This is a genomic window from Streptomyces sp. MCA2 (genome assembly GCF_023544705.1).
Classification (GTDB): Bacteria; Actinomycetota; Actinomycetes; order Streptomycetales; family Streptomycetaceae; genus Streptomyces; species Streptomyces decoyicus.
On sequence record NZ_JAMJFM010000016.1, the window covers coordinates 88,236 to 112,548 of the forward strand.

The window sequence follows — 24,313 nt, forward strand, 5'->3', positions numbered from 1 at the left end:
GCGTTCGGCAGCAGGCGTCCCCTGAGCGTAGGCGGCCGGGGTCGCGCCCTGGCCGACAGATCGTTACGACGGGAGAACGATCGGGCCATGACGGGGGAGCGAACGGGGTGTTGACGACGGCCCCGCGGCTGGGGGCGTCTCCCCGAGGGGTCGCTTCCCGACGGGCGTCTCCCCGACGGGCCTCTCCCTCAGCCGCTCTTGCGGTACGACAGCGCCTTCCCGTCGGCGAAGGCGCGGCGCAGCTTGCCGTGCACCATCTCCAGAATGCTCGGCGAGCCGGGATGGCAGCTGTCGGTCGGTCCGTTGAGGACGGTGGACGGGCCGAGGCGGACCGGGGGGCCGGCGTGGGCCAGGGGGGCGGAGAACTCGCAGCGGTAGGACTCCCCGCTCGCCGTCATCGTCAGCACGGTGTCACCGGCCTTGCCCTGAGTGAGGGTGAAGCGCCGGACATCGCCGGTGGAGTCGTCGAGCGTCGCCTCCCATGTGCCGAGGTAGTCCGCGGGAATCCGCCCGTTCACGGAGTGCTGCCCCGCCCCCTGGGCCGAGCTGCCCCCTCCGGCACCGCTCTTGGCGTCGACCGACCGTACGCCGCTGTCGTCCCCGTTCAGCAGGGCGTACGCGGTGGCCGCACCGGACCCGGCGAGCACGAGGGCGACCGCGCTGAGCAGGGCGGTGCCGGCACCACGGCGGCGCCGGGGCGCGGCGGGCGCCGGGCCCGCGGAACCGTGGTGTGCGGGGTCGGCGTGGGGCGGGTGCGCCGCCGATGTGTGGTCCGGCGCGGGCGAGACGGTGGTGGGCCGCGCATGCGGCCCGGGATCCTCGGCGGCGGGCGGCGACGATGCCGCGGGCAGTGCGCCGGCCGGGCCCGTGGCGCCCGGGGCGCTCTCCCCGCTCTGGGGGTTCTCCGCCTCCAGCAGTTCCACGGCGTGCCGGCCCAGCCGGACGGTCAACGCCCCCGGCAGCCACGGCTCGTCGTCCGCGCCCGGCCCGTCCCCGTCACCGCCGCCCTCCGCCTGCGCCACCAACTGCGCGGGCGTGGGCCGCTGTCCGGGGTCCTTGGCCAGGCAGCCGGCGATCAGCTCGCGCAGCCCCTCGGGCAGCGCGGAAAGGTCGGGCTCCTCATGGGCGATGCGGTACATCAGCGTGTGCGCGATGCTGTCGGCCGTCCCGAACGGCTGCCGTCCGGTCGCCGCGTACGTCAGCACGGACCCGAGGCAGAAGACGTCGCAGGCCGGGGTGAGCGGTGTGCCGCGCACCTGCTCCGGCGACATGAAGCCCGGCGAACCGACCGTCGCGCCGGTATGCGTCACACCACCGGCGAGCGCCTCCAGGGCCCGTGCGATACCGAAGTCGATGACCCGCGGCCCGTCGATGGTGATCAGGACATTGGACGGCTTGAGGTCGCGGTGGATGATTCCGGCGGCGTGGATCGATCCCAGCGCACGGGCCAGTCCGGCGGCCAGGATCCGTACCGTCCGCTCGGGCAGCGGGGTGCCGCCGCCGACGACCTGTTGCAGGGACGCACCGGCGATATAGCCCGTGGCGACCCAGGGGGTCTCGGCCTCGGTGTCCGCGTCCAGCACGGGCGCGGTCCATTCCCCGCCGACCTGCCGCGCGGCCCGCACCTCCCGCCGGAAGCGCGCCCGGAACTCCTCCTCGCCGGCCAGCTCCGCACGCACCAGCTTGACCGCGACCGTCCGGCCGCGATCCGAACGGGCCAGGAACACCCGCCCCATGCCGCCCTCGCCGAGCCGCCCGATCAGGCGGTAGTCCCCGATCCGCCGCGGATCCTGCGCCCCCAGTGGCCTCAGCCATCCGGGCTGTTCCCCGCGCCCCGGCCGCCCCTGCTGCTCCGCCTGTCTCGGCTTTCCTGGCTCTTTCACGATCCGTCGCCCTTCCCCCCGAGTCCGCCCTGCGGGCGAGGAAGCACAGGCGCACACGGGCTGCCCCCGGCCCCTCCCTCCAGGGTGAGGATAACGAGGGCTCCTCGGCGCCCGGCAGACCGTGCCCCTCTCACGCCTCCGTGCCGGACAACTCGTCCAGCGCCGCCGACAGTTCCTCCAGCGCCGCCGTGACCCGGCGGAAATCGCCCGGTCCGCCCAGCTGTTCGCCCAGGCGGGCGGCGAACTCCGCATGGCCGGGGCTGATACGGGCGAGGGCGGCCCGGCCTTCGTCGGTGGGGGCCAGAAGTTTGGCGCGACGGTGCGCGGGGTTGGGACGGTATTCGGCCAGACCGCGGTCCACCAGAAGGTCGGCGATGCGCTGCACGCTCTGGCGGGTGATGCCCATCGCGCGGGCGATACCGGCGACGGGGAGCGGCTCGGGCAGTACGGCGCCCAGGACCTGCCACCAGGCGGCGGTCAGTCCGGCGGGGCCCGCGAGCCCGTCCGCGACGGAAAGGAACTGGCCATTGAGCCGGAAGACGGCGAGGGCGGTACGGCTGAGGAGTTCGGGGCCGCGGGGTTCGCCGGGCCGGGGCCCGGAAGGCCTGGGCGTGGCGGGCCGGGACGCGCTCATACGGTTCCGGCCCCCGTCCCGGCCTCGGAGCGGGCCGCCTCCGCCGTCATCAGGAGGGGGAAGGCGGTGGCGTCGGAGTGGGCGAACAGGCGGTACCAGGCGTCCAGCACCGACGGCTCCATGACGTCGAGTTCGGCGAAGATCTCACGGGCGAAGGCCACCGGCTCGGTCGGTCCCGCGGTGATCAGCCCGCCGTCGCGCACCGCGGCGGCCTCGCGGTAGTGGCCGCCGCCCCGGTAGTGGGGCTGCACGGCGAGGTACGGGGCGGCGCCGCTGGTGTGCTGACGGTCGTCCAGCAGGCCCTCCCGGGCAAGTCCCGCGGTCGCGCCGCAGATGGCGGCGACCGGCACCCCGGCCGTCAGGAACTCGCGGGCCTTGACCGCGAACGGCACCAACTCCTCCCCGGAGTCCCACAGTTGGGCACCGGGGAGGATCAGCAGCGCACTGTCCTCGGGGCGCAGCGCGTCGAGCGCGAGATCGGGGACGATCCGCTGCCCGCCCATGGTGGTCACCGGCCGGCCGGTGCCGGCGGCGACGGTGACCACGCCGTACGCGTCCTGCGACGGGCGGAAGTAGCTGCCGCTGCGGAGGTGGCCGACGGCGTGGCCGCACTCCCAGTCCGCGAGCGTGTCGTAGGCGGCGATGTGCACGGTGCGGGGGGTCATGAGCGCTCCTCGGTCGGTGGCGGCGGAAGTCCCGGCTGCTGGTCCCTGGGTCTCTATGACAGCATACTGTCTCTTCGACAGGATGCTGTCAATGCTCGAAGGCAGGGCATCCAGGAGGCCTTCCGGGCGGCCCTCTGGATGTCCCTTCGGGCCGCCGGTGGCCGGGACGCGACGGTGGTGGATGTCTGTTTCCGCGTCCCGGAACTTTCCCGGGGCGCGGAACGTCGTACGCGTACCTCGCCACCACGGCAGCCGTACGCACACCGCGAACGCACACCCCGTACGCGCCCCTCGGACAGCACCCCACGACAACGGAACAGCGCCCTCCCCGGTCCCGCACGCCCCCGTCCCGCCCGCTGCCTGCCCGCCAAGGAGACCGTGTGAATCCCGCCGTACGCGCCCTCGCCCGTGCCGCCATGGCCGCGCGCCCCGTGCCGCTCGCCGACGTCCAGGCGCGGGCCGAACTCCTCGCCCGTTTCGACCGCCGCTATCTCGTCCCCGTCGAGGTCTTCGCCGCCTTCGCGGCCGAACTCACCGACCGCCGCAGGCCGGGCGGCCCGTTCGCGGCCCTGTGCATCAACGGGCGCCGCTGGTTCCGCTATCGCTCCGTCCACTACGACACCCCCGACCTGCGGTTGTTCCATGACCACCGGCAGGGCCGACGGCTGCGCTACACGATCCGCGAGCGGCTGTACGAGGACACCGGGGAGCGGCAGTTCGAGATCAAGCTGACGGGGCGGCGCGGCGAGACGGTCAAGCACCGGCAGCCGCTGCTGCCGGGCGACCCGGCCCTCGGCGCGGCCCCGCGCGGCTTCCTCGCCTCCGTACTGGACCGCACCTACGGCATCGCCGCCCCCACCGACCTGGGCCGCGCGCTGGAGACCGACTACACCCGGGCCACCCTCGTCGCGGACGGCCGCCGCATCACCTGTGACGCGGCACTGCACTGCCGGGACCTGGAGTCGGGCCGCACGGTCCGCGCCGACGGCGGTCTGGTCCTCGTCGAGACCAGGACCACCGGCCGCCTGACCGAGGCGGACCGGCTGCTCAACGGGTACGGCGTGCAGGCCGCCGCGTTCGGCAAGTACTGCGGAGGCCTGTCGGCGCTGCGCCCGGACCTGACCGCCGACCACTGGCGCCGAGCGGTACGGACGGCCTTTCCCGCGGCCGTCTGACGGCGGTGGCCGCAGTCGCTGTCCGACGGCGGATACCGCAGGCGCCGGACGGGCCTCCCGCGGCCGCCTGCCGACCGTCACCCGGACACCCCTCGCCCGGCCCCGCCCCTGGAGCTTCCTACAGCCCGTAGACAGTCTGTCCGTGCGCGTGGTGAGCGCCATACACAGTGTCGGTACCGGTCGCCGGACCGTGATCCCTAGGCTGAGGAGCGTTCGCCGCGCCCATCCCCCGGCGGACCCGAGCGACCCGATCCGAGGTACTGACCGTGACCCAGACGCATCCCGCTGCCTCTGCCGCCGACCCGGCCGCCGGCGCCGCCGTGAAGGCCGCCGACCGCGCGCACGTCTTCCACTCCTGGTCCGCGCAGGGCCTGATCGACCCGCTGCCGATCGCCGGCGCCGAGGGCTCGTACTTCTGGGACTACGACGGCAACCGCTACCTCGACTTCTCCTCGCAGCTGGTCAACACCAACATCGGCCACCAGCACCCCAAGGTCGTCGCGGCGATCCAGGAGCAGGCCGCGAAGCTGTGCACCATCGCGCCCGGCTTCGCCGTGGACGTCCGGTCCGAGGCCGCGCGGCTGGTCGCCGAGCGCACCCCCGGCGACCTCGACAAGATCTTCTTCACCAACGGCGGCGCGGAGGCCGTGGAGAACGCGGTCCGGATGGCCCGGCTGCACACCGGCCGCGCCAAGGTGCTCTCCGCCTACCGCTCGTACCACGGCGCCACCGCCACCGCGATCAACCTGACCGGTGACCCGCGGCGCTGGCCCTCCGACACCGCCTCGGCCGGTGTCGTGCACTTCTGGGGCCCGTTCCTCTACCGCTCCGCCTTCCACGCCGAGAACGAGCAGCAGGAGTGCGAGCGCGCCCTCGCGCACCTGGAGCAGACCATCGCCTTCGAGGGGCCGCAGTCGATCGCGGCGATCATCCTGGAGACCGTCCCCGGCACTGCCGGGATCATGGTCCCGCCGGCCGGCTACCTCGCCGGCGTCCGGGAGATCTGCGACCGCCACGGCATCGTCTTCATCCTCGACGAGGTCATGGCGGGCTTCGGCCGTACCGGCAAGTGGTTCGCCGCCGACCACTTCGGCGTCACCCCCGACCTGCTGACCTTCGCCAAGGGCGTCAACTCCGGCTATGTCCCGCTGGGCGGCGTCGCGATCAGCGCCGAGATCGCCGCGACCTTCGACCAGCGCCCCTACCCGGGCGGTCTGACCTACTCCGGCCACCCGCTGGCCTGCGCCTCCGCCGTCGCCACCATGAACGCGATGGCCGAGGAGCGGATCGTGGAGAACGCCGCCGAGATCGGCGAGCGGGTCATCGGCCCCGCGCTGCACGAGATCGCCGAGCGCCACCCGTCCGTCGGCGAGGTCCGCGGCATGGGCGTCTTCTGGGCGCTCGACCTGGTCCGGAACAAGGAGACCCGCGAGCCGCTGGTCCCCTACAACGCCGCCGGCGCGGCCAACGCCCCGATGTCCGAATTCGCCGCGGCCTGCAAGCGCGGCGGGCTGTGGCCGTTCGTGAACATGAACCGGACGCATGTCGTCCCGGCCTGCACGGTCACCGAGGCCGAGGCCAAGGAAGGCCTCGCCGCCCTCGACGAGGCACTGACGGCAGCCGACGCCCACACCGTCTGAGCCCGCCGGGCGACGCGTCCGGGGGAGCGGAACCGCAGGTCACGGCGGTGGTGCGGGACGGACCAACGGTAACCTCGGGCAGCAGCCCGGAGCGGCCCTCGCCTATCGTGGGCGGGGGCCGCTCCCATCTGCGCGGTCAGCGACGTCGAAGGAGACGCACACGATGGCCGCCGGCGGAGACAGCTCAGTCATACGACGCAGCACCCTGCGCCAGCAGATCGCCGATGCGCTGCGCGACGAGGTGCTGGCCGGCCGGCTGCCGTCCGGCCACCCCTTCACCGTCAAGGAGATCGCCGAGCAGTACGGCGTCTCCGCCACCCCGGTGCGCGAGGCGCTGCTCGACCTGTGCGCGCAGGGCCTGCTCGACGTCGAACAGCACCGCGGCTTCAAGGTGCACGCCTTCACCGCCGACGACTTCCGCGCCATGGTCGAGGCCCGCACCCTGATCATCGAGGGCATCTTCCGCAGCGGCGCCGACCGGGCGCTGCGCGAGACCCCCGCCGAGGTGCTGATCTCCATCCGGCGCCGCGCCGACGAGGCCGAACGGGCCGCGCGGGGCGGTGACCTGGACGTCCTGATCGGCTACGACCTGCGGTTCTGGCGCGAGTTGAGCAGCATCGTGAACAACGCCTACATCAGTGACTTCCTGGACCGGATCCGCGTCCAGACCTGGATGTTCGCGGTGCCGCTGCTGCGCCGCGAGGGCGACCTCAGGGGTCATCTGTGGCAGGGCCACAGCGCGCTGGCCGACGCCCTGCTCCAGCACGACCTGGCCGCGGCCCAGCGGCTGATCGCCGAGTACAACGAGCACTCCCTCGCTCTCGTCGGAACGCGCGGCTAGCACTACGCTGTCCCGACCATCGGCCGTAATGGGCCGTACCCGTAGCTGTACGTGCGCCGGTGTCCCTGTTCCCGACCGGAAGCGAGACCGCACTCGTGGCATGTGACCTGTGGCTGGTACCCCTCGTCGATGTGCTGTGCCACAGCCCCGACAACCCGTTCTCCGAAGAGATCGCCGCCTACGACAAGGCCCTGACGGAAGCGGGCCTGCCACCGGTCCCGGTCTTCAGCTACATGCCCGGCCTGTCCGGTGACGTCGCCCCGGTCGCCGGCTTCGACTACGACGCCCTGCACTTCCTGCGCCGCGCCTACCTGCTGCGGCTGTGCAACCTGGAAGTGACGCCGGTCGACGAACTGGGCGGCGACTACGAGCAGTTGCTGGAGATGTTCGAGGCCACCGCGCAGCAGTCCCATCTGGTGTGGCACTACGACCACGCGGGCGCGTACGTCCCGGTCGACTTCCCGCATCCGCTCGCCAACGAGCAACTGCTGGAGGGCGGCGGCCCGCTGGGCTCCTCGCACGGCCTGCTGCGCGATCTCGAACTGGTTGCGCCATCCCTCGGTATCGATCCGGCCAATCCGCCGGCCGCCCCCGCACCGCCGGCCGGCCCCACCTCTCTGGAGGAGCGGGCAGGCGCGGTGCCCCTGGACGACAGCCCGTTCGCCAGGGAGCGGCACGTGTGGCTCGGCCTGCATGCGGCCGCCACCCGAAGCCTGGGCCAAGGCTCCATGATCGTCTTCAGCTGACCCCGCGCCCCCCCGCATCCCACCCACCTACCGTTGCCACCCACTGCCCACATCCCACCCACTCACGGGAGGTGACGGGCCGGAGGGGCAGGGTGTCCGGACGTAAAGCGAAGCAGTCCGGACACCCTGCCCCGGAGGCCCGTCACCGCACCCACAGCCCCGCGCAGCGGACCCGGCCCGCCGCAGGCGCAACGGCGAGAAACCCTCACGGCGGGATAGCCGACAACGTGGGAGCGAAGGCAAGGCGCAGCGGACCGGCCCGCCGCAGGCGCAACGGCGAGAAACCCTCACGGCGGGATAGCCGACAACGTGGGAGCGAAGGCAAGGCGCAGCGGACCGGCCCGCCGCAGGCGCAACGGCGACAACCCCCACGGCGGGATAGCCGACAACGTGGGAGCGAAGGCAAGGCGCAACGCCGAGCGCACCGCGCAGCGGGCGACAAACGGCGAGAAACCACCACGGCGCCGCAGCCAAAACCGTGGGAAGCCCCCCCAAGCGCTCAGCGCGGCGACTCCGGCGGCCGCTGCCGCGGCATGTTCGGACGGGCACCGGGCGGCGGCAGCGCGAACCGTCCCGGCTGCCCCGCACTCTCCTGCCCCGCACTCTCCTGCCGCGCCGCCGCCCACGGCACCACCGACTGCGTGGCCCGCGGCACCGGACCGGACCGGAACTCCGCCATCCAGTCCGCCGTCTCGGCCCGCACCAGCTCCCCGAGGTCCTCGTTGAACCGCCGCAGCACACCCAGACAGCGCTCCGCGGCCTCGCCCGCCGTGCCCTCGGCCGGCCCGAGCACCTCGCGCACGCTCTCCACCGCCCAGTCGAACTGAAGCGCCTCCAGCCGCCGGTGAATCGCCTGGGCGGTCGCCAGATCCCGCATCCAGCCGGCGGTCACCCCGAAATACCGGTCGCAGCCCACGCACACCGCCGCCAGCAGCAGCGACAGAGCGCCCCAGGGCGCCCCGCCCTCCCAGATCCCGGCCAGATCCAGCAGCGGAAGCACCCCGCCCACCGTCACCCCGGCCGCGACACCCAGCCGCAGCGCCCGCGCGCCGCGGCGCTTGGCCAGCCGGCCGCGCAGATACCAGTCGGCGGCGCGCAGCGCGCCCTGCTCGGTCCAGAGATAGAGCGCGTCCAGGCGGTCGGCCGGTTCCCCCCAGTCACCGAGCGGAAAGACCCGCCCCGCAACATCCCTCCGGCCGCGGCCCCGGCTGCCGCTCTCCCGAGTGGGGCTGCCGCCCTCCCGAGGGGGCCCCTCGGGCTGCATCTCCGGATGACTCACCCGTGCACTCCCTCTCTATGCTCTCCACGGATACGTGCGGTGCATGCGTGACATGTGACGTACGAGACGGCCGTTGCGCACCGCTCCCTTCCTACCGCCGAACGGCTGGCGTCGGCCCCACGATCACGCCCTTTCCGCCCGGAAGTGGTGCGGGATCGGATATAAGGCCACCCGGGATCTCACCCGAAAGAGTTGCCACCGCGGCGACGCACGGTTTCCAGCCGCCCCGGGCCCGTCCGCCGCCCGGACCCGGCCGACGTCCGGCCGCCCGCCGCTCTCGTCTAGGCTGCCACCGTGAAGGTCCTCGTCATCGGCGGCGGCGCCCGCGAACACGCCCTGTGCCGCTCTCTGTCCCTCGACCCCGACGTCACCGCGCTGCACTGCGCTCCCGGCAACGCCGGCATCGCCGAGGTGGCCGAATTGCACGGGGTCAACGCCCTCGACGGCACGGCCGTCGCCGAACTCGCCGCCGGCCTGGCGGCCGATCTGGTCATCGTCGGACCCGAGGCCCCGCTGGTGGCGGGCGTCGCGGACGCCGTGCGCGACCGCGGCATCCCGGTCTTCGGCCCCTCGGCCGAGGCCGCCCAGCTGGAGGGGTCCAAGGCCTTCGCCAAGGACGTGATGGCCGCCGCGGCCGTCCCCACCGCCCGCAGCTACGTCTGCACCACCCCGGACGAGGTCGACGTGGCCCTCGACGCCTTCGGCCCGCCGTACGTCGTCAAGGACGACGGCCTGGCGGCCGGCAAGGGCGTCGTGGTCACCGAGGACGTCGACGAGGCCCGTGCGCACGCGCTGGCCTGCGACCGCGTGGTCATCGAGGAGTTCCTCGACGGACCCGAGGTCTCGCTCTTCGCGATCACCGACGGCGAGACCGTCGTCCCGCTCCAGCCCGCCCAGGACTTCAAGCGCGCCTACGACGGCGACCAGGGCCCCAACACGGGCGGCATGGGTGCGTACAGCCCGCTGCCCTGGGCCGACCCCAAGCTGGTCGACGAGGTGATGGACACCGTCCTCCAGCCCACCGTCGACGAGCTGCGCCGCCGCGGCACGCCTTTCTCCGGGCTGCTCTACGCGGGCCTGGCGATCACCTCTCGCGGGGTGCGCGTGATCGAGTTCAACGCGCGCTTCGGCGACCCGGAGACCCAGGTCGTGCTGGCCCGCCTCAAGACCCCGCTCGCCGGACTGCTGCTCGCCGCGGCCACCGGCACCCTCGCCGCCCTCCCGCCGCTGCGCTGGAGCGACGGCGCGGCGGTCACCGTCGTCATCGCCTCGCACAACTACCCGGACACCCCGCGCACCGGCGACCCGATCGACGGGCTCGCCGACGTCGCGGAGGAGGACGGCCCCAAGGCGTACGTCCTGCACGCCGGCACCAAGCGCGACGAGGCCGGCGCGGTGCTCAGCGCGGGCGGCCGGGTGCTGTCCGTCACCGCCACCGGCTCCGACCTCACCACCGCCCGGCAGCGCGCCTACCGCGCCGTCGGCCGGATCTCGCTGGACGGCTCGCAGCACCGCACGGACATCGCCGCCAAGGTCGCGGACGCGGCGGCCGGGGAGCAGGGCGCGTAGCACCTGCCGGGCCCTGCTCCTCCGCCGGACAGGGCCCGTCGCGCACGGCACGTACGGACGCGCACGGCGCGACCGCTCCGGTCGGTGACATCTCTCCAGGGGCATATGCCACATACGGTGACATATGCCCCTGTCCTTCCGGCGCAGACCGGGCCGAGGCGTCCACCGCCCACGCCTGCCCGCCACAGGTTCCCGGCTTTCCCCAAAGCCATTCCATCGAGTGACCGCACCAGGTATACGGCTGACGAGGCCCGCAGCCCCAACTAGGGTGCCGCGCAAGCGTCCTGTGGCCGCCGGGCCGGAATCCGGCACGGTTGCCACGGCGGCGTCCGGCAAGTGGCTCACCGGCATTGCGATGTCAGTGGCCGGTGCCACAGTGGTGGTGGAGCGCCCTCGCTCCACACACCGCGCACTTCTCGTACGTCCGTCCCGTGTTCTCTCCGTCCGGCTCCATCAGGACAGCAGGGGGTGTACAGGCTCGTGGCAAGTCCGGAAACAGGCGTCCTGGCGGCGCGTGCCCGCGCCCTCGCCGTGCTGCGTATCCGCAGCACCGCACTGGCCGTCGCACTGCTGCCGGCGGCCGTGGCCGTGGTGCTGTTCGCCGGCCGGGCGAGCGGCCATTTCGGCGCGGGTACCGGCTGGGATCTCGCCCGCTGGATCGCCGGCTCTCTCGCGGTGCTCAGCCTGCTCCTGGCCGCGCTGGTCGCCCTCGTCGTCGCGCGTGCCAGACCCGCGCTCAGCCCGTCCGTGCCGATCTCCGAGAAGTCGGCCCCCGATCTCTACCGCCTGGTCCGCGATCTCGCGGACCGCCTCGACGTCCCCGCGCCCTCGGCCATAGCGCTCACCCCGGACTGCGACAGCTGGCTGGAGGACCGCACGCACCGCGCCCACGGCCCGCCGAGCCGCGGCACGGGAGCGGCCCGCGGTGCGGCACGCCGCATGCCCGAGGCGCCGGTCCTGGTCATCGGCTCCCCCTTCCTGTGGTGGATGCGGGTCGCCGAGCTGCGCGCCCTGCTGGCCCCCGTCGTCGCCGGCACCGGCCCGTCCGCCCACCCCGACATAGCCGCCGCGCGCCGCTTCATCCGCGGCCTGGACGCCGCCGTCGCCGTCGCGGCCCGCGCCCGGGGCCCGTTGCGCGCACTCCCGCTCCGCTTCGTCGGCCGGGTCGCCCGACTGCTGCTGCGGGCCGGCCGCGAACACGCCACGATCATGGAACGTGCCGTGGCGGCCGCCGCCTCCGAGCGCGCCCAGACCGTCGACTACGGCCTGCGGATCGTCGCCCAGGAACAGGTCGGCCTCGCCTACGCGGGCTGGGACCGGCTGCTGACCCGGGTCGCGCTGCCCGCCTGGCGGATGGGCCGCTGGCCGTCCCGGCTGGACGCCGGAGTGGTCTCCGCGCTCACCGAACTCTCCCGCCGCGACCGCCTCGCCAACGGCTTCGCCTCCCGCCTCGGCGAGCGCCCCGCCTGCGACCTCCTGGAGGAGCCCGGCGCCATCGACCGCGCCGCCTCCCTGCTGGCCGCCCGCCTCTTCCACGGCGGCCCGGCCGAGGCGGGCCCCGACTGGTCACCGGTCGGCTGGGGCCAGTACCCGGAAGAGGTCGTGGACCGGAAGTGGCGCCTGGAGGCCGCCCGCCTCCACCGCGTCCTCGACAACCTCCCGGCGACCGCTCTCCCGGCCGCCCCGCCGACGCCGGCGGCCCCCGCCCCGGACCCCGCCTCCGCCCCGCACCTCTCGTACGCCCGCTCCTCTCCCCGTAGTACGCCCGCGGACCGGTCGCCGGCGGACCACCACCCCGCCGGCGACCGGCCCGGTGGCGCGCCCTCCGCCGGCCGGCCGGACGACCGCCCGGCCGCAGCGGCCCCGGGCCCGACGCTGGCCCGCGTCATCGACCGGCTCGCCCAGGACGAGCGGGCGGGCGATCTGGTCGCCGCCCGGCTGGGCGCGGAGGTCGAGCGCGAGGAACGCGAGGAGGCCGCCCGCCAGGCCGCCCGCGGCGGCTCGGCGCAGGACGCCACCGTCGGCGTGGCCTGGGGCGACGGCATGGTGGCCGAGGGCGGTCTGCCGCTGTTCCCGCTGCAACCGCCCCGTACGGGCCGTGAACTCCTCGCCGACCACGTCACCGCCATGGTCTGCTGTGCCGCCGTCGACACCGCCGGTGCCGCCCCCGGCCTGGACTGGCTCGACGGCCCGGCGCTGCTGGTCGACGGCGCCCGCCGGGCCGACTTCGGGCGTCCGGTGCTCAGCCTGGTCGACGACGGCGACGCGGAGCCGCTCCGCGGATGGCTGACAACGGTGGGCGTACGCCCCGAGAAGCCGGTCCGGCTGGTATGACCGGTAAGCCGCACTTATCCGCCGAGCGGGGGCCGGGGCAGACGCCCCGGACCTCCCGCCCCACCGGCTGAATGTTCCCTTCCAGTTCGCATTTCGGGGGTGGCGCCCTCTAAATTCACGACGAAGGGTGACGAAGTGAGTGCGTAATGTGATGTGCTGGGGGATGGCCGGCCGGGTTAGCCCGACCGGATGCAGCACCGGCCCGATCGGTCGCGGCCGAACGGGGACGCGGGAGGGGAGTGGAAGGTGGCGACGGATCAGATCAGGCGCTGGGAGTCGGGCGCGCTCGCCCACGCGGTCACGGACCCGTTCGGGCAGGGCCCGCTGCCCTGGCTGCGCGGGAGCGAGAACTACTTCGACTCCGGCCGCATCATTCCCTGGTACGTCGACCCCGCCGTCGCCCAGGGCGATCTGCGGATGCCCGCCCCCAGCAAGCACAACGGCCCGCGTACCGCCGATGACGTGCACCGCCAGATCAAGGGCTTCGCCGTCCCGGGCGCGGTGGCCCCCGGCGAGGCCATCGACTTCCGTGTCTCGGTCGATCCGCCCCAGCCGTTCAACATCGACATCTACCGCATCGGTCATTACGCGGGCGCCGGCGCCTCCAAGATCACCAACAGTCCCCGGCTGGCCGGCATCGTCCAGCCGCCCCCGCTGACGGCCGACCGCACGGCCTCCTGCCACCACTGGTGGCAGTCCTGGCGCCTCCAGGTCCCCGCGTACTGGCAGCTCGGCGCGTATGTCGCCGTGCTCACCACCGCCGACGGCCGCTACCGCTCCCACATCCCCTTCACGGTCCGCGACAACCAGCCCGCCGACCTCCTGCTGTTGCTGCCGGACATCACCTGGCAGGCCTACAACCTCTACCCGGAGGACGGCCGGACCGGCGCAAGCCTCTACCACGCCTGGGACGAAGAGGGCGCCCTGCTCGGCGAAGGGGACGCCGCCACCACCGTCTCCTTCGACCGCCCCTACGCCGGCGCGGGACTGCCCCTCCATGTCGGCCACGCCTACGACTTCATCCGCTGGGCCGAGCGCTACGGCTACGACCTCGCCTATGCCGACGCCCGCGATCTGCACGCCGGCCGCGTCGACCCGTCCCGCTACCGCGGCCTGGTCTTCCCCGGCCACGACGAGTACTGGTCGGTGCCCATGCGCCGTACGGTCGAGCACGCCCGCGACAACGGCACTTCCCTCGTCTTCCTCTCCGCCAACACCATGTACTGGCAGGTCGAACTCTCCCCGACCCCCTCGGGCGCGGAGTCCCTGCTGCACTGCCGTAAGCGCCAGGGCCCCGGCCGCCCCGCGCTCTGGCGGGAGCTGGGCAATCCCGAACAGCGGCTGATGGGCATCCAGTACGCCGGCCGGGTCCCCGAACCGGCCCCCCTGGTCGTCCGCAACGGCGAGCACTGGCTGTGGGACGCCACCGGTGCCCACGAAGGCGACGAGCTCCCCGGCCTGGTCGCCGGCGAGGCCGACCGCTACTTCCCGCGCACCAACCTCCCCGAGCACACCGAACGCATCCTGCTCGCCCACTCCCCCTACCGCGACAGCGAAGGCACCCGCCGCCATCAGGAGACCTCCCTCTACCGTGCCCCCAGCGGCGCCTGGGTCTTCGCCTCCGGCACCTTCGCCTGGTCCCCCGCCCTCGACCGCCCCGGCCATGTCGACGAACGCGTCCAACGCGCCACCGCCAACCTCCTCGACCGCATCTGCAAACGCGACTGAGGCCGCCCGCCTGCCCGTACCCGCTGGGCCGCACCCGCCGGTCCGTCCGTAACTGCCGCGCGGCGAACGGACCCCGCATGCCCGTACCTGCTGGGCCGCACCCGCCGGCCCGTCCGTAACTGCCGCGCCGCGCCGCGTATGGACGACCCCGTCCGTCCGTGACCGCCGCGCCGCACCCACCCGCTACCGGGCCGCGGCCGGCCCCAACTCCTGTGCCAGCGCGACCGTCAGCGCCCGGAAGATCCGCACCTCCGGATTCGGGTCCCCGTCCCGGGTCGCCAGCACGCTGTGCGCCCACGGTGCGTCCAGCACCGGTACGTACACCGTGCCGGGCCAGGGGTAGTACCGCGCAAACGACTTCAGCGCCGAGCCCGCGCCCCGCCCCGCCGCGACGCTCGTCAGACAGTCGTGCGGGGTCCGCGCGTAGTCGGGGCTGCGCCGGGTGCCCTCGTCGAAGTACAGGTAGTCGGTGAAGGAGCGCGGTGTGTGCGGAGGCAGCCGCAGATACGGCAGGTCGATGATGTCGGCCAGCCGCACCCCTTCCTGTGCCGCCGCCGCGAGCGCGGACGCCGCCGGCACCACCACGATCCGCTGCTCGGTCGTCAGCACATCGACCGCTATCCCCTCGCTCCGGAACATGGGCCGCACGAACGCCGTATCCACCCGGTCCTCACGCAGCGCACTGGCGTGCTCGGTAAAGGTCAACTCCACCAGCGACAACGGGACATCGGGCCGCGCCCGGCGGAAGGCGCTGACCGCGGCCGGGGTCACCTCGGCCGATCCGTGCCCCATGACCCCGACCCGCAGCGTCCGGGGCGCCGCCGCCCCGTGGGCGGTGTCCGCCACATCGTCCATGGCCGCGTTGGCGGCGTCGAGCAGCGTACGGGCGTGGGAGACCAGCCGCCGCCCCGCCGCGGTCGGCATCACGGGGCTGCGTTCCAGCAGCAGGGTGCCGAACTCCCGCTCCAGCTGCTGGACATGGCCGGTCACCGCCGCGGGCGACAGAAACAGCCGAGCCGCCGCCCGCCCGAAGTGCCCTTCCTCGACCACGGCAAGAAAGGAGGAGAGCCGCCGCAGATCCATGCGGCCCACGATAGTTCGGGACCCGCGCCGCCGCTGGGGCCGTTCACCTTTCCTGAACGGGGGAAGCGCCACCGCCCGCACAGCCCGTATATCTCGTTCCATGACGACCACGGCGCCCCCCACGGCACCCCCCACCGCACCACTCGCCTGCCGCCCTCCCCTTCACCGCCATTGGCTGCGCACGGGCTGGGTGATGACCGCCTCGGGCTGGAGCGCCAACCAGTTTTCCGCCCTCCTGGGCGCCTACCACTCCGATCTCGGCCTGACCGCGGCCACGACCACCGCCCTCTTCGGCATCTACGTCCTGGGTCTGATCCCCGGCCTGCTCCTGGGCGGCCCGGCCGCCGACCGCCGCGGCCGCCGCCCCGTCGTCTTCTTCGCGCTCATGGTCTCCGCGCTGGCGACCGTGCTGCTGATGGCGGGTTCGGCGGCCACCGGCCTGCTGTGGCCGGGCCGCTTCCTGACCGGCATCGGCGCCGGTGCCCTGCTCAGCGCCGGCAGCGCCTGGATCAAGGAGCTGTCCTCGCCTCCGTACGACACCGTCGCCACGGGCGGCGCCGCGGCCCGCCGCTCGGGCCTCTTCCTCTCCGCGGGCTTCGCCACCGGCGGGCTGGTGGCGGCACTGATAGCCCAGTGGGCCCCGGCGCCCATGATCACGGCTTATCTGCCCCACCTCGTCCTCTCCGTGGCGGCCGCCCTCCTGGCCGCCCGCGCACCGGAAACCGCCTGCCCCGGCGGGCGGTTGGCGCCATCCGGCCATCCCGCGACGACGCTCACCACCGTGTCCGACGGCCCGACAGGCGAACGGTCCGCGGCGTCCGACGGCCCGGCCGGGGAATGGACCACGGCACCCGCGCGCCCGACGCCGGAGCGAGCCCTCGCGTCCCACGGCCCCACGACAGCGCCGTCCACCGCCCCCGGTACCGCTTTCCGCCGGCTGGTCGCCCCCGTGGCCCCCTGGGTGTTCGTCGCCCCCAGCATCGCCCTCGCCACCCTCCCCGGGCTGGTCGATGCCCGCCTCACCGGCTGGCAGACCGTGTACGCCGGGATCGTCACCGCCGTCACCCCCGGCACCGGCCTGCTCGTCGCCCCCCTCGCCCGACGCCTCGCCGCCCGGCACCGCATCGCCACCGCCGTGGCCGGACTCGCCGCCGTCATCCTCGGCCTGCTCCTGGCCGCCTTCGCCGTCGCCCGCGTCCGGCCCGACGCCGCACTGCTCGCCTCCGCCGTACTCGGCGCCGGATACGGCCTGTGTGTGGCCTACGGCCTCACCGAGGTCGCCGCCCTGGCGCCCCCGGACCGGCTGGCCCGCCTCACCGCCCGCTTCTGGGCCCTGTGCTACCTGGGCTTCTGCACCCCGTACGCGATCACTCTGCTCAGCGGGCCGTTCGCCCCGGCCACGGTGCTGCTCGCGGCGGTCCTCCCGGCCGCGGCCACCCTCGTGCTGATCGTCCTCCGGGGCGCCCGGCCCACCGCCTGACGCACGCCTCCACCGGTGCATCCGGCCCCCGTCCGTCACCACCGGCTCGCGTAAGGGAGAATCGAGAGGACTCCTGGATCAACCTACGCGGAGGAAGCGTGCCCGGTTTTGTAGAAAAGCCTGAGCCGGTGGAGGTTCCCGGGCTCACCCACCTGCACACCGGCAAGGTGCGCGACCTCTACCAGAACGCCGCCGGCGATCTGATCATGGTCGCCAGCGACCGCAGCTCCGTCTACGACTGGGTGCTGCCCACCGAGATCCCCGAGAAGGGCCGCATCCTCACCCAGCTGTCCCTGTGGTGGTTCGAGCAGCTCACCGACCTGGTCCCGCACCACGTCATCTCCACCGATGTCCCGGCCGGTGCCCCGGCCGACTGGGCGGGCCGCACCCTGGTCTGCAAGTCGCTGCGGATGGTCCCCGTCGAGTGTGTGGCCCGCGGCTACCTCACCGGCTCCGGCCTCGCCGAGTACCGGCAGACCCGTACGGTCTGCGGGCTGGCCCTCCCCGAAGGCCTGGTCGACGGCTCCGAGCTCCCCGCGCCGATCTTCACCCCGGCCACCAAGGCCGCCGTCGGCGACCACGACGAGAACGTCTCCTACGAGGAGGTCGCCCACCAGGTCGGCCCCGAGGTCGCCGCCCAACTGCGGCAGACGACCCTCGCCGTCTACGGCCGGGCCCGCGACATCGCCCGCGAGCGCGGCGTCATCCTGGCGGACACCAAGTTCGAGTTCGGCTTCGACGGTGAGCAGCTGACCCTGGCCGACGAGGTCCTGACGCCCGACTCCTCGCGCTTCTGGCCCGCCGACCTGTGGCAGCCGGGCCGCGCCCAGCCGTCCTTCGACAAGCAGTTCGTCCGCGACTGGCTGACCTCCCCGGCCGCGGAATGGGACCGTACGGGCGAGCTGCCGCCGCCCGCCCTCCCGCACGAGATCGTCGAGAGCACCCGCGCCAAGTACGTCGAGGCCTACGAGCGCCTCACGGGCCTGCGCTGGTCGTGACCCCTCCTCCGGCCCGGGTACACACTCGGGCCGGAGCACCGGCCCCCGGGCCGGGCGCCCGGCCCGGAGGCCCAGCACACGAAAAGGCCCCGGTCGGAATCACTCCCGACCGGGGCCTTCTCTTTCTGAGCGGACGACGAGGCTCGAACTCGCGACCTCAACCTTGGCAAGGTTGCGCTCTACCAACTGAGCTACGTCCGCATGCTCCGTGCACAGCTTCTGAAATCAGTCGCCGCGGCGCGGTGCGGGCACCACTATAGCCAACCTCGCTCGCGGGCGAGGCGCGCCGCGGCGTGACGGTTCTCCGCGCCCAGCTTCGCGGTCGCCGACGAGAGGTAGTTCCGCACCGTCCCCGGCGACAGTGACGCCCGCTCCGCGATCTCCGTCACCGGCGCCCCGTCCTCGGCGCATTCCAGCACCTCAGCCTCCCGGACCGTCAGCGGCGACTCCCCGGCGCTGATGGCGTCCGCCGCCAACTCCGTGTCCACATAACGGTTTCCGGCATGGACGGTACGTATGATCTCCGCCAGCCGCTGTGCCGACACCGTCTTCGGCACGAACCCCCGCACCCCGGCCTCCAGCGCCCGCTTCAGATGCCCCGGCCGTCCATGACTCGTCACGATCATGGACTGGCACCCCGGCACCTCGCCCCGCAACGATGTGGCCACCGCCACACCGTCCGCCCCCGGCATCTGTAGATCCAGCACCGCCACATCCGGTCCGTGCGCCCGGGCCATCGCCCGCGCCTCCGGCCCCGATGCCGCCTCGGCCACCACCAGCAGATCGTCCTCCAGCGACAACAACGCCGCCAGCGCTCCCCGGATCAGATGCTCGTCATCCGCGAGCAACACCCGGATCAGGCCGCCCTGCACCCCGTCGCTCACCCGCCACCCACCTCTCCAGTCACCGCGAACCCCCCGCACCGAGCCGTTTACCCCCTAGCCCCTACTCACCCCCTGGCCCTACCCCGTCGCCGCTCCCATGGGGAGTTCGACGGTCAGACGGTAGGAGCCGTTCAGGGCCGGGCCCGAGGTCAGGGTGCCGCCCAGGGGGTGGAGCCGTTCCCGCAGTCCCTTGAGACCGCTGCCGGGGAGCGAGCCGGTGCCGGCTGCGGGCGGCGGGTGGGTGACGCCGTCGTTCTCCATGGTCATCACGAGCACCGAGCGGTGCGCATCGATCCGTGTCCGCACCGCACAGCGCCGCACCTCCGCGGCATGCCGCAGGACGTTCGTGGTGCCTTCGCGTACGACCCAGCCGAGCGCCGACTCCACCTCGGGCGGCAGCCGCGTCTCCTCCTCGCCCTCGATACGGCAGTCCACCCCGGCCGCCCGCAGGATGGAGCGGGCGCCGGCCAACTCCGCCTGTAGATCGGCCCTCCGATAACCCCGCACCACCTCCCGTACCTCCCGCTGGGACTCCTGGGCGATCCGCTGCACCTCCACCATCTGCTCCGCCGCCTCCGGCCGCTCCCGCCGGGCCAGCTGGACCGCCAGCTCGCTCTTCAGGGCGATCACCGCCAGATTCCGGCCCATGACATCGTGCAGATCGCGGCCGAACCGCAGCCGTTCCTCGGCCACCGCGAGCCGTGTCTCGGTACTGCGCGCCGCATCCAGCTTCCGGATCACACCGAGCAGCCAGCCCGTGGGCCGCGCTATCCCGAGGCTCCACACACCGGCGAAGACCACCATGATCGCCAACACCAGCGAACCCAGCCAGAAACCCGTGAACAGGGCGAGCAGCAGGAGCCCCGCCGCGGCGCCGGCCAGCGCCCCCAGAAAGCGCCGCTTGGACACCACCAGACTGTGCGCCATGAAGAACGGTGTGAGGGTCGCGGCCATCGCCAAGGCCAGCGTGCCCAGGCTCTCCCTGTCGGCCGTCCCCTTGACCGCGACCAGCGCGAACAGCGCGATCTCGGCGGCTAGGGTCAGCACACCCGAGACGACCAGCAGGCCGCGCGGTGTCGCCCCCAGCTTCAGATAACGGTCCAGAGCCCGGTTCAACAGCGGTACGGCCAGCACGCCCTGCACCACATTCAGCACAACGGCGACAGTGGCCAGAGCGACCGGCAACGGCCTCCCCCCTGTGTTGCCCATAACGGGCGCCACCCCGCCGAACACGGGAAGCCAGGGGAGGACGTAGAGGGTCCAGCGGAAGTATGCGTCGACCATGCCCACCTGGCTCCGCCGCTGCCAGGCCGCCCGTAGCCGTCCGATCATGCGCTGCTCGCCCCCGTCGTGCCGATAGCCCTGCGTTGCTAGCGCCGCGGCTCCCACCGGAACCATCGCTGCACAGCAAACAGCGCGAGCCCGCTCCAGGCCAAGCCGGTAATCAGCTGCCCCAGCGTCTGCTTGACGCCCTCGCCGCCGGTCCAGCCGGCCCGTATCAGCTCCATCGCGGGCGACAGCGGGAGGACTTCGAGGAACGCGGCGACGTTCTCCGGAAAGACGTCCAGCGGAACCATCATCCCGGACCCGCCCAGCGACACCAGCATGAAGGGCAGCACGGTCAGCTGAGCGGACTCGGCCGACTTCGCGAAGGCCGAGGATGCCGCGGCGAGCCCGATCACCACGACCATGCCCAGCAGCACTCCGGCGATCAGGAGATGCGGCGCGGTGGGCAGGCCCGTGCCCAGCACCGGACTGCCGACGGCGACGAGGAGCGCGCACTGGGCCAGCCCCAGCAGTACCGACGGGAGCGCGGTGCCGGTCAGTATTTCCAGATCCCGCAGCTCTCCGGTACGCAGCCGTTTGAGCACGAGTTCCTCGCGCCGGGCGACATAGGCGGCGGTGAGGTTGGAGTAGACGGAAAAGACCAGAACGCAGCCGAGAGTGCCGGGCAGCAGCACCGTTCCGAGCGACAGTCCCATGCCGGCCAGGTTCATCGAGCTGACCGCCCGCTGCATGGCGAACGCCATGACAATCGGGATGATCAGCGACGTGTACAGCGCGGTCTTGTTGCGGCCGAGAAGCGTCAACTCGGCTCGCCCCAGGGAGAGTAGACGGCCCACCGCGCGCGTTTCCACGGGAATTTTCGGCCGCGCATTGCCGACAGCCTGGCCCGTACTTGCACTCATGTGTTCTCCAGCCCCTTTGCGATGTGCAGAAATGCCTCTTCCAGGGACGCGGATCTGACGTCCAGGCCGCGCAGCGTTATCCCCTTGTCCTGCGCCCAGAGCAGCACTCCGGTCGCGGTCCGCTGTAGTTCGTCCGTCCGCAGCCGGATCGTGCGCCCGCGCGTCTCATGGCCGATGACGCCCAGTTCCCCCAGCGGCGGAAGATCGCCGAGATGGAATCCGTCGGGCAGCTCGAAGGAGAGGTGCGAGGGATGCGCGGCGACCACGTCCGCGACATGTCCCGCCGCCGCTATCCGCCCGTTGTGCAAGATCGCCAGCCGGTCCGCCAGCTCCTCTGCTTCTTCGAGGTAGTGCGTGGTCAGCACGATCGTGGTCCCGGAGTCCCGCAGCTCGCGGACCAACTCCCAGGTGGCCCGGCGCGCTTCGGTGTCCAGCCCCGTCGTCGGCTCGTCCAGGAACAGCACCTCGGGCCGCCCCAGCAGCGCGAGGGCGAGGTCCAGCCGCCGACGCTCACCCCCGGACAGCTGCTTGACCCGGACATCCCTGCGCCGGTCCAGCCTCACTAGGGCGAGGGCTTCCTCGACCGGGCGCGCCCCGGTGGTGCACCCGGCCCACATCCGCAGGGTCTCCGCGGGCGTCAGCTCGGAGGGAAAGCCGCCCTCCTGGAGCATGACGCCGATACGGGGCCGCACCCTGCCCCGCTCACGGAACGGATCATGGCCGAGAACCCGGACCTGCCCGGCGGTGGGCGCGGCCAGGCCCTCCAGCAGTTCGAGAGTGGAGGTCTTGCCCGCGCCATTGGTCCCCAGCAACGCGAACAGCTCGCCCCGGTCGACGGAGAAGTCGATACCGCGCACGGCCTCATAGCTCTCCCGCGTGCCGGGCCGGCTCCGCGCTCCGCGCTCACCGCGCCTGCCCCCGCGCCCGCCCCGCTCCTGCCCCTCTTCGGCGCGTCGCCCGGTGGCGCCGTAGCGCCTGCGGAGTTCGGTGACTTCGATCACACCGATGCCGGAGCCGCTGCTCCCGGCGACGCCGCGGCCGGCATCCGCGATGGTTTTCTCCCCGATGTTCATGAGTCCAGCGTTTCGCCGGATCAAGGTTCCGGGCAGTGCGGACTGTCATCGCAGCCGATGACAAATGTCAGTTGCCAACGCTGGAAGGGAGGGGAGAGGCAGGAGGATCCGGAGTGGCGTCGCGGAAAATGAAGAAGGCCCCGGTCGCAATGACCGGGGCCTTCTCTTTCTGAGCGGACGACGAGGCTCGAACTCGCGACCTCAACCTTGGCAAGGTTGCGCTCTACCAACTGAGCTACGTCCGCAGGCATCCACTCGGCTTTCACCGAGCGGCGCGACAGCTACTGTACCTGATCCAATGACCGGTCGAGCTGTCAGAGCGGGTGACAGGGATTGCACACTGCGCCTCCCTCTTGGAAAGAGGGCGCTCTACTACTGAGCTACACCCGCGTGACTCCGTGAGGTCCGGCCTTTCGGCCTCGCCCCTCGGCGTGCTCCAGACTCTAGCTGATCAGTAGGGGTGCTGTGCAAGTCGGCTGCGCCCGGGCCGGGGGACGCCGGTAAGTCGGTTAGTGATTGGCGGCGTTGAAGGCTTCGTAGACCTTCTTGGGGATCCGGCCGCGCGGGGGGACGTCCATCTGGTTGGAGCGGGCCCAGGCGCGGACGGCCGCGGGGTCGGGGTTCACCGCGGTCCGGTGGTAGGCCTTGCCGGACTTGGCCCGCTTGCGGCCGGCCTCGACGAACGGAGCGAGGGCACCGCGCAGTTTCTTCGCATTGGCGGGATTGAGGTCGATCTCGTACGACTTCCCGTCCAATCCGAAGGTGACCGTCTCTGCGGCTTCTCCTCCGTCGATGTCATCGGAGAGCGTTACTACTACGCGCTGCGCCACGGATATCGGTCCTTTCGGGGAGCAACCCCTTGTTGACATGGGGTGATGCTCCGGATCCGGCTGATTGGGATCAATGCTTTTTCATTTGTACAGCGATGGGCATTGCATTGTGAAGCCCAGTTAATTTCGTCAGCGTGTCTTCCCGCAATCCGGACCCCGGATCTTTTCGAGAATTTTTCCTGAGCTGCACTCCCCCCGATACCGGACCGTGATCGGGCCCGCTGCATATCTATGCGCGTAGATTTTCGAACACGGTACTGTGTTGACACCGCCTTACGCACCACACCACCGGGAGTGCCAGTGGCACGCGTCGTAGTCGACGTCATGCTCAAGCCGGAGATCCTCGACCCGCAGGGGCAGGCGGTGCAGCGCGCACTGCCACGCCTGGGGTTCGAGGGGATCGCCGACGTCCGTCAGGGCAAGCGTTTCGAACTTGAGGTGGAGGGTCCGGTCGACGACGCCGCCCTCGCTCGCATCCAAGAGATGGCCGAGACCTTCCTCGCCAATACCGTCATCGAAGACTTCACCGTGCGGGTCGACTCATGACCTCGCGGATCGGAGTGGTGACCTTCCCCGGCACGCTCGACGACCGCGACACCCAGCGCGCGGTCCGGGTCGCCGGAGCCGAAGCGGTGCCGCTGTGGCACCGCGACAAGGACCTCAAGCAGGTCGACGCCGTGGTGCTGCCCGGCGGTTTCTCCTACGGCGACTATCTGCGGGCCGGGGCCATTTCCCGGTTCTCGCCGGTGATGGAGACCGTGATCGAGCAGGCCAGGGCCGGTATGCCGGTCCTCGGTATCTGCAACGGCTTCCAGGTGCTCACCGAGTCCCACCTGCTGCCCGGCGCGATGCTGCGCAACAACCATCTGCACTTCATCTGCCGCGACCAGAAGCTGCGGGTGGAGAACGCGGAGACCTCCTGGACGTCGGACTATGCGTCCGGTCAGGAGATCAGCGTCCCGCTGAAGAACATCGACGGCCGGTATGTCGCCGACGAGCGCACGCTCGACATGTTGGAGGCCGAGGGCCGGGTCGCCTTCCGCTACCTGGACGGCAACCCCAACGGCTCGCTCCGCGATATCGCCGGCATCACCAATGAGGCGGGCAATGTCGTCGGCCTCATGCCGCACCCCGAGCACGCCGTGGAGCCGCTGATCGGTACGGGCCGTACCGACGGCCTCGGATTCTTCACCTCGATCCTGAAGAAGCTGGTCAACGCATGAGCGACGCACGCGCGGCCGCCGCGCCGCAGTCGAAGACGAATGCCGCACCTCTGCGCCGC

Annotated in this window: 21 protein-coding genes and 3 tRNA genes; 11 read left to right on the top strand and 13 right to left on the bottom strand. The window is 72.4% G+C overall.

The window, feature by feature from the left end:
- Positions 1–188 precede the first annotated feature (188 nt).
- The 3 genes from M8I34_RS15810 to M8I34_RS15820 form a co-directional block, all read right to left on the bottom strand.
- Positions 189–1,811, bottom strand: a complete 1,623-nt coding sequence (locus M8I34_RS15810) for a serine/threonine-protein kinase (protein WP_250050144.1) — start codon at positions 1,809–1,811, stop codon at positions 189–191.
- Positions 1,812–2,013: 202 nt separating this feature from the next.
- Positions 2,014–2,517, bottom strand: a complete 504-nt coding sequence (locus M8I34_RS15815) for a MarR family winged helix-turn-helix transcriptional regulator (RefSeq protein WP_250050100.1) — start codon at positions 2,515–2,517, stop codon at positions 2,014–2,016.
- Positions 2,514–3,182: a DJ-1/PfpI family protein gene (locus M8I34_RS15820; protein WP_250050101.1), complete on the bottom strand. Its 669-nt coding sequence runs from the start codon at positions 3,180–3,182 to the stop codon at positions 2,514–2,516. Before M8I34_RS15820 ends, M8I34_RS15815 begins: the two co-directional genes overlap by 4 nt.
- A 380-nt stretch (positions 3,183–3,562) precedes the next feature.
- Between M8I34_RS15820 and M8I34_RS15825 the strand changes: the two genes are divergently transcribed.
- From M8I34_RS15825 to M8I34_RS15840, 4 genes are all read left to right on the top strand, one after another.
- Complete coding sequence (locus tag M8I34_RS15825; protein WP_250050102.1) at positions 3,563–4,357, top strand: VTC domain-containing protein; 795 nt, start codon at positions 3,563–3,565, stop codon at positions 4,355–4,357.
- Positions 4,358–4,617: 260 nt separating this feature from the next.
- Complete coding sequence (locus M8I34_RS15830) at positions 4,618–5,997, top strand: aspartate aminotransferase family protein (RefSeq protein ID WP_284050392.1); 1,380 nt, start codon at positions 4,618–4,620, stop codon at positions 5,995–5,997.
- A gap of 163 nt (positions 5,998–6,160) precedes the next feature.
- Complete coding sequence (locus M8I34_RS15835) at positions 6,161–6,838, top strand: GntR family transcriptional regulator (RefSeq protein WP_244413873.1); 678 nt, start codon at positions 6,161–6,163, stop codon at positions 6,836–6,838.
- 95 nt (positions 6,839–6,933) lie between these two features.
- Positions 6,934–7,584 (top strand): hypothetical protein, encoded by a 651-nt coding sequence (locus M8I34_RS15840; protein WP_030086170.1) that lies wholly within the window; start codon positions 6,934–6,936, stop codon positions 7,582–7,584.
- Positions 7,585–8,083: 499 nt separating this feature from the next.
- Here the strand turns inward: M8I34_RS15840 and M8I34_RS15845 are convergent, their stop codons facing one another.
- The gene (locus M8I34_RS15845; protein ID WP_250050104.1) at positions 8,084–8,863 is read right to left on the bottom strand and encodes an SLATT domain-containing protein; all 780 of its coding nucleotides are present in this window, start codon (positions 8,861–8,863) and stop codon (positions 8,084–8,086) included.
- Positions 8,864–9,157: 294 nt separating this feature from the next.
- Between M8I34_RS15845 and purD the strand changes: the two genes are divergently transcribed.
- The 3 genes from purD (at position 9,158) to M8I34_RS15860 (ending at position 14,494) form a co-directional block, all read left to right on the top strand.
- Positions 9,158–10,432 carry a phosphoribosylamine--glycine ligase gene (purD, locus tag M8I34_RS15850; RefSeq protein WP_250050105.1) on the top strand — a complete coding sequence of 425 codons (1,275 nt, stop codon included), beginning with the start codon at positions 9,158–9,160 and terminating at the stop codon, positions 10,430–10,432.
- A 480-nt stretch (positions 10,433–10,912) separates the two neighbouring features.
- On the top strand, positions 10,913–12,766 hold the full coding sequence (locus tag M8I34_RS15855; RefSeq protein ID WP_250050106.1) for a hypothetical protein: 1,854 nt from the start codon (positions 10,913–10,915) through the stop codon (positions 12,764–12,766).
- A gap of 246 nt (positions 12,767–13,012) precedes the next feature.
- Positions 13,013–14,494: a N,N-dimethylformamidase beta subunit family domain-containing protein gene (locus M8I34_RS15860; protein WP_250050107.1), complete on the top strand. Its 1,482-nt coding sequence runs from the start codon at positions 13,013–13,015 to the stop codon at positions 14,492–14,494.
- 183 nt (positions 14,495–14,677) lie between these two features.
- On the opposite strand, the gene M8I34_RS15865 is transcribed toward M8I34_RS15860, so the two are convergent.
- Positions 14,678–15,577 (bottom strand): LysR family transcriptional regulator, encoded by a 900-nt coding sequence (locus M8I34_RS15865; RefSeq protein WP_250050108.1) that lies wholly within the window; start codon positions 15,575–15,577, stop codon positions 14,678–14,680.
- A 100-nt stretch (positions 15,578–15,677) separates the two neighbouring features.
- Here M8I34_RS15865 and M8I34_RS15870 point away from each other — a divergent pair, with 100 nt between their 5' ends.
- Together M8I34_RS15870 and M8I34_RS15875 are read left to right on the top strand one after the other, a co-directional pair.
- The gene (locus M8I34_RS15870) at positions 15,678–17,057 is read left to right on the top strand and encodes an MFS transporter (RefSeq protein ID WP_250050109.1); all 1,380 of its coding nucleotides are present in this window, start codon (positions 15,678–15,680) and stop codon (positions 17,055–17,057) included.
- Positions 17,058–17,155: 98 nt separating this feature from the next.
- Positions 17,156–18,055 (top strand): phosphoribosylaminoimidazolesuccinocarboxamide synthase, encoded by a 900-nt coding sequence (locus M8I34_RS15875; protein WP_250050110.1) that lies wholly within the window; start codon positions 17,156–17,158, stop codon positions 18,053–18,055.
- Positions 18,056–18,183: 128 nt separating this feature from the next.
- On the opposite strand, the gene M8I34_RS15880 is transcribed toward M8I34_RS15875, so the two are convergent.
- From M8I34_RS15880 to M8I34_RS15915, 8 genes are all read right to left on the bottom strand, one after another.
- Positions 18,184–18,256, bottom strand: a tRNA-Gly gene (locus tag M8I34_RS15880).
- 53 nt (positions 18,257–18,309) lie between these two features.
- Positions 18,310–18,912 carry a DNA-binding response regulator gene (locus M8I34_RS15885; RefSeq protein WP_244419845.1) on the bottom strand — a complete coding sequence of 201 codons (603 nt, stop codon included), beginning with the start codon at positions 18,910–18,912 and terminating at the stop codon, positions 18,310–18,312.
- Between the two features lie 105 nt (positions 18,913–19,017).
- On the bottom strand, positions 19,018–20,337 hold the full coding sequence (locus M8I34_RS15890; protein WP_250050111.1) for a sensor histidine kinase: 1,320 nt from the start codon (positions 20,335–20,337) through the stop codon (positions 19,018–19,020).
- A complete protein-coding gene (locus M8I34_RS15895; RefSeq protein WP_250050112.1) occupies positions 20,310–21,062 on the bottom strand; it encodes an ABC transporter permease in 753 nt (250 codons plus the stop codon). The genes M8I34_RS15890 and M8I34_RS15895 overlap by 28 nt, the downstream gene beginning before the upstream one ends.
- A gap of 62 nt (positions 21,063–21,124) precedes the next feature.
- Positions 21,125–22,201: an ABC transporter ATP-binding protein gene (locus M8I34_RS15900; RefSeq protein ID WP_250050113.1), complete on the bottom strand. Its 1,077-nt coding sequence runs from the start codon at positions 22,199–22,201 to the stop codon at positions 21,125–21,127.
- Positions 22,202–22,373: 172 nt separating this feature from the next.
- Positions 22,374–22,446, bottom strand: a tRNA-Gly gene (locus tag M8I34_RS15905).
- A 73-nt stretch (positions 22,447–22,519) separates the two neighbouring features.
- A tRNA-Gly gene (locus tag M8I34_RS15910) sits at positions 22,520–22,591 on the bottom strand.
- A 119-nt stretch (positions 22,592–22,710) separates the two neighbouring features.
- Entirely contained in the window at positions 22,711–23,031 is a 321-nt protein-coding gene (locus M8I34_RS15915; protein ID WP_030086195.1) for an Lsr2 family protein, read from the bottom strand.
- Positions 23,032–23,331: 300 nt separating this feature from the next.
- Between M8I34_RS15915 and purS the strand changes: the two genes are divergently transcribed.
- Both purS and purQ read left to right on the top strand, forming a co-directional pair.
- Positions 23,332–23,577: a phosphoribosylformylglycinamidine synthase subunit PurS gene (purS, locus tag M8I34_RS15920; protein WP_030086196.1), complete on the top strand. Its 246-nt coding sequence runs from the start codon at positions 23,332–23,334 to the stop codon at positions 23,575–23,577.
- Positions 23,574–24,254 (top strand): phosphoribosylformylglycinamidine synthase subunit PurQ, encoded by a 681-nt coding sequence (gene purQ, locus M8I34_RS15925; protein ID WP_244413889.1) that lies wholly within the window; start codon positions 23,574–23,576, stop codon positions 24,252–24,254. The genes purS and purQ overlap by 4 nt, the downstream gene beginning before the upstream one ends.
- Positions 24,255–24,313 lie beyond the last annotated feature (59 nt).

Bases quoted from the DNA above. Each gene is read 5' to 3' on its own strand.
- M8I34_RS15820 (WP_250050101.1), bottom strand. From the start codon at position 3,182: ATGACCCCCCGCACCGTGCACATCGCCGCCTACGACACGCTCGCGGAC.
- M8I34_RS15870 (WP_250050109.1), top strand. From the start codon at position 15,678: ATGACGACCACGGCGCCCCCCACGGCACCCCCCACCGCACCACTCGCC.
- purQ (WP_244413889.1), top strand. From the start codon at position 23,574: ATGACCTCGCGGATCGGAGTGGTGACCTTCCCCGGCACGCTCGACGAC.
- M8I34_RS15900 (WP_250050113.1), bottom strand. From the start codon at position 22,201: ATGAACATCGGGGAGAAAACCATCGCGGATGCCGGCCGCGGCGTCGCC.
- M8I34_RS15865 (WP_250050108.1), bottom strand. From the start codon at position 15,577: ATGGATCTGCGGCGGCTCTCCTCCTTTCTTGCCGTGGTCGAGGAAGGG.
- M8I34_RS15835 (WP_244413873.1), top strand. From the start codon at position 6,161: ATGGCCGCCGGCGGAGACAGCTCAGTCATACGACGCAGCACCCTGCGC.
- M8I34_RS15890 (WP_250050111.1), bottom strand. From the start codon at position 20,337: ATGGTTCCGGTGGGAGCCGCGGCGCTAGCAACGCAGGGCTATCGGCAC.
- M8I34_RS15815 (WP_250050100.1), bottom strand. From the start codon at position 2,517: ATGAGCGCGTCCCGGCCCGCCACGCCCAGGCCTTCCGGGCCCCGGCCC.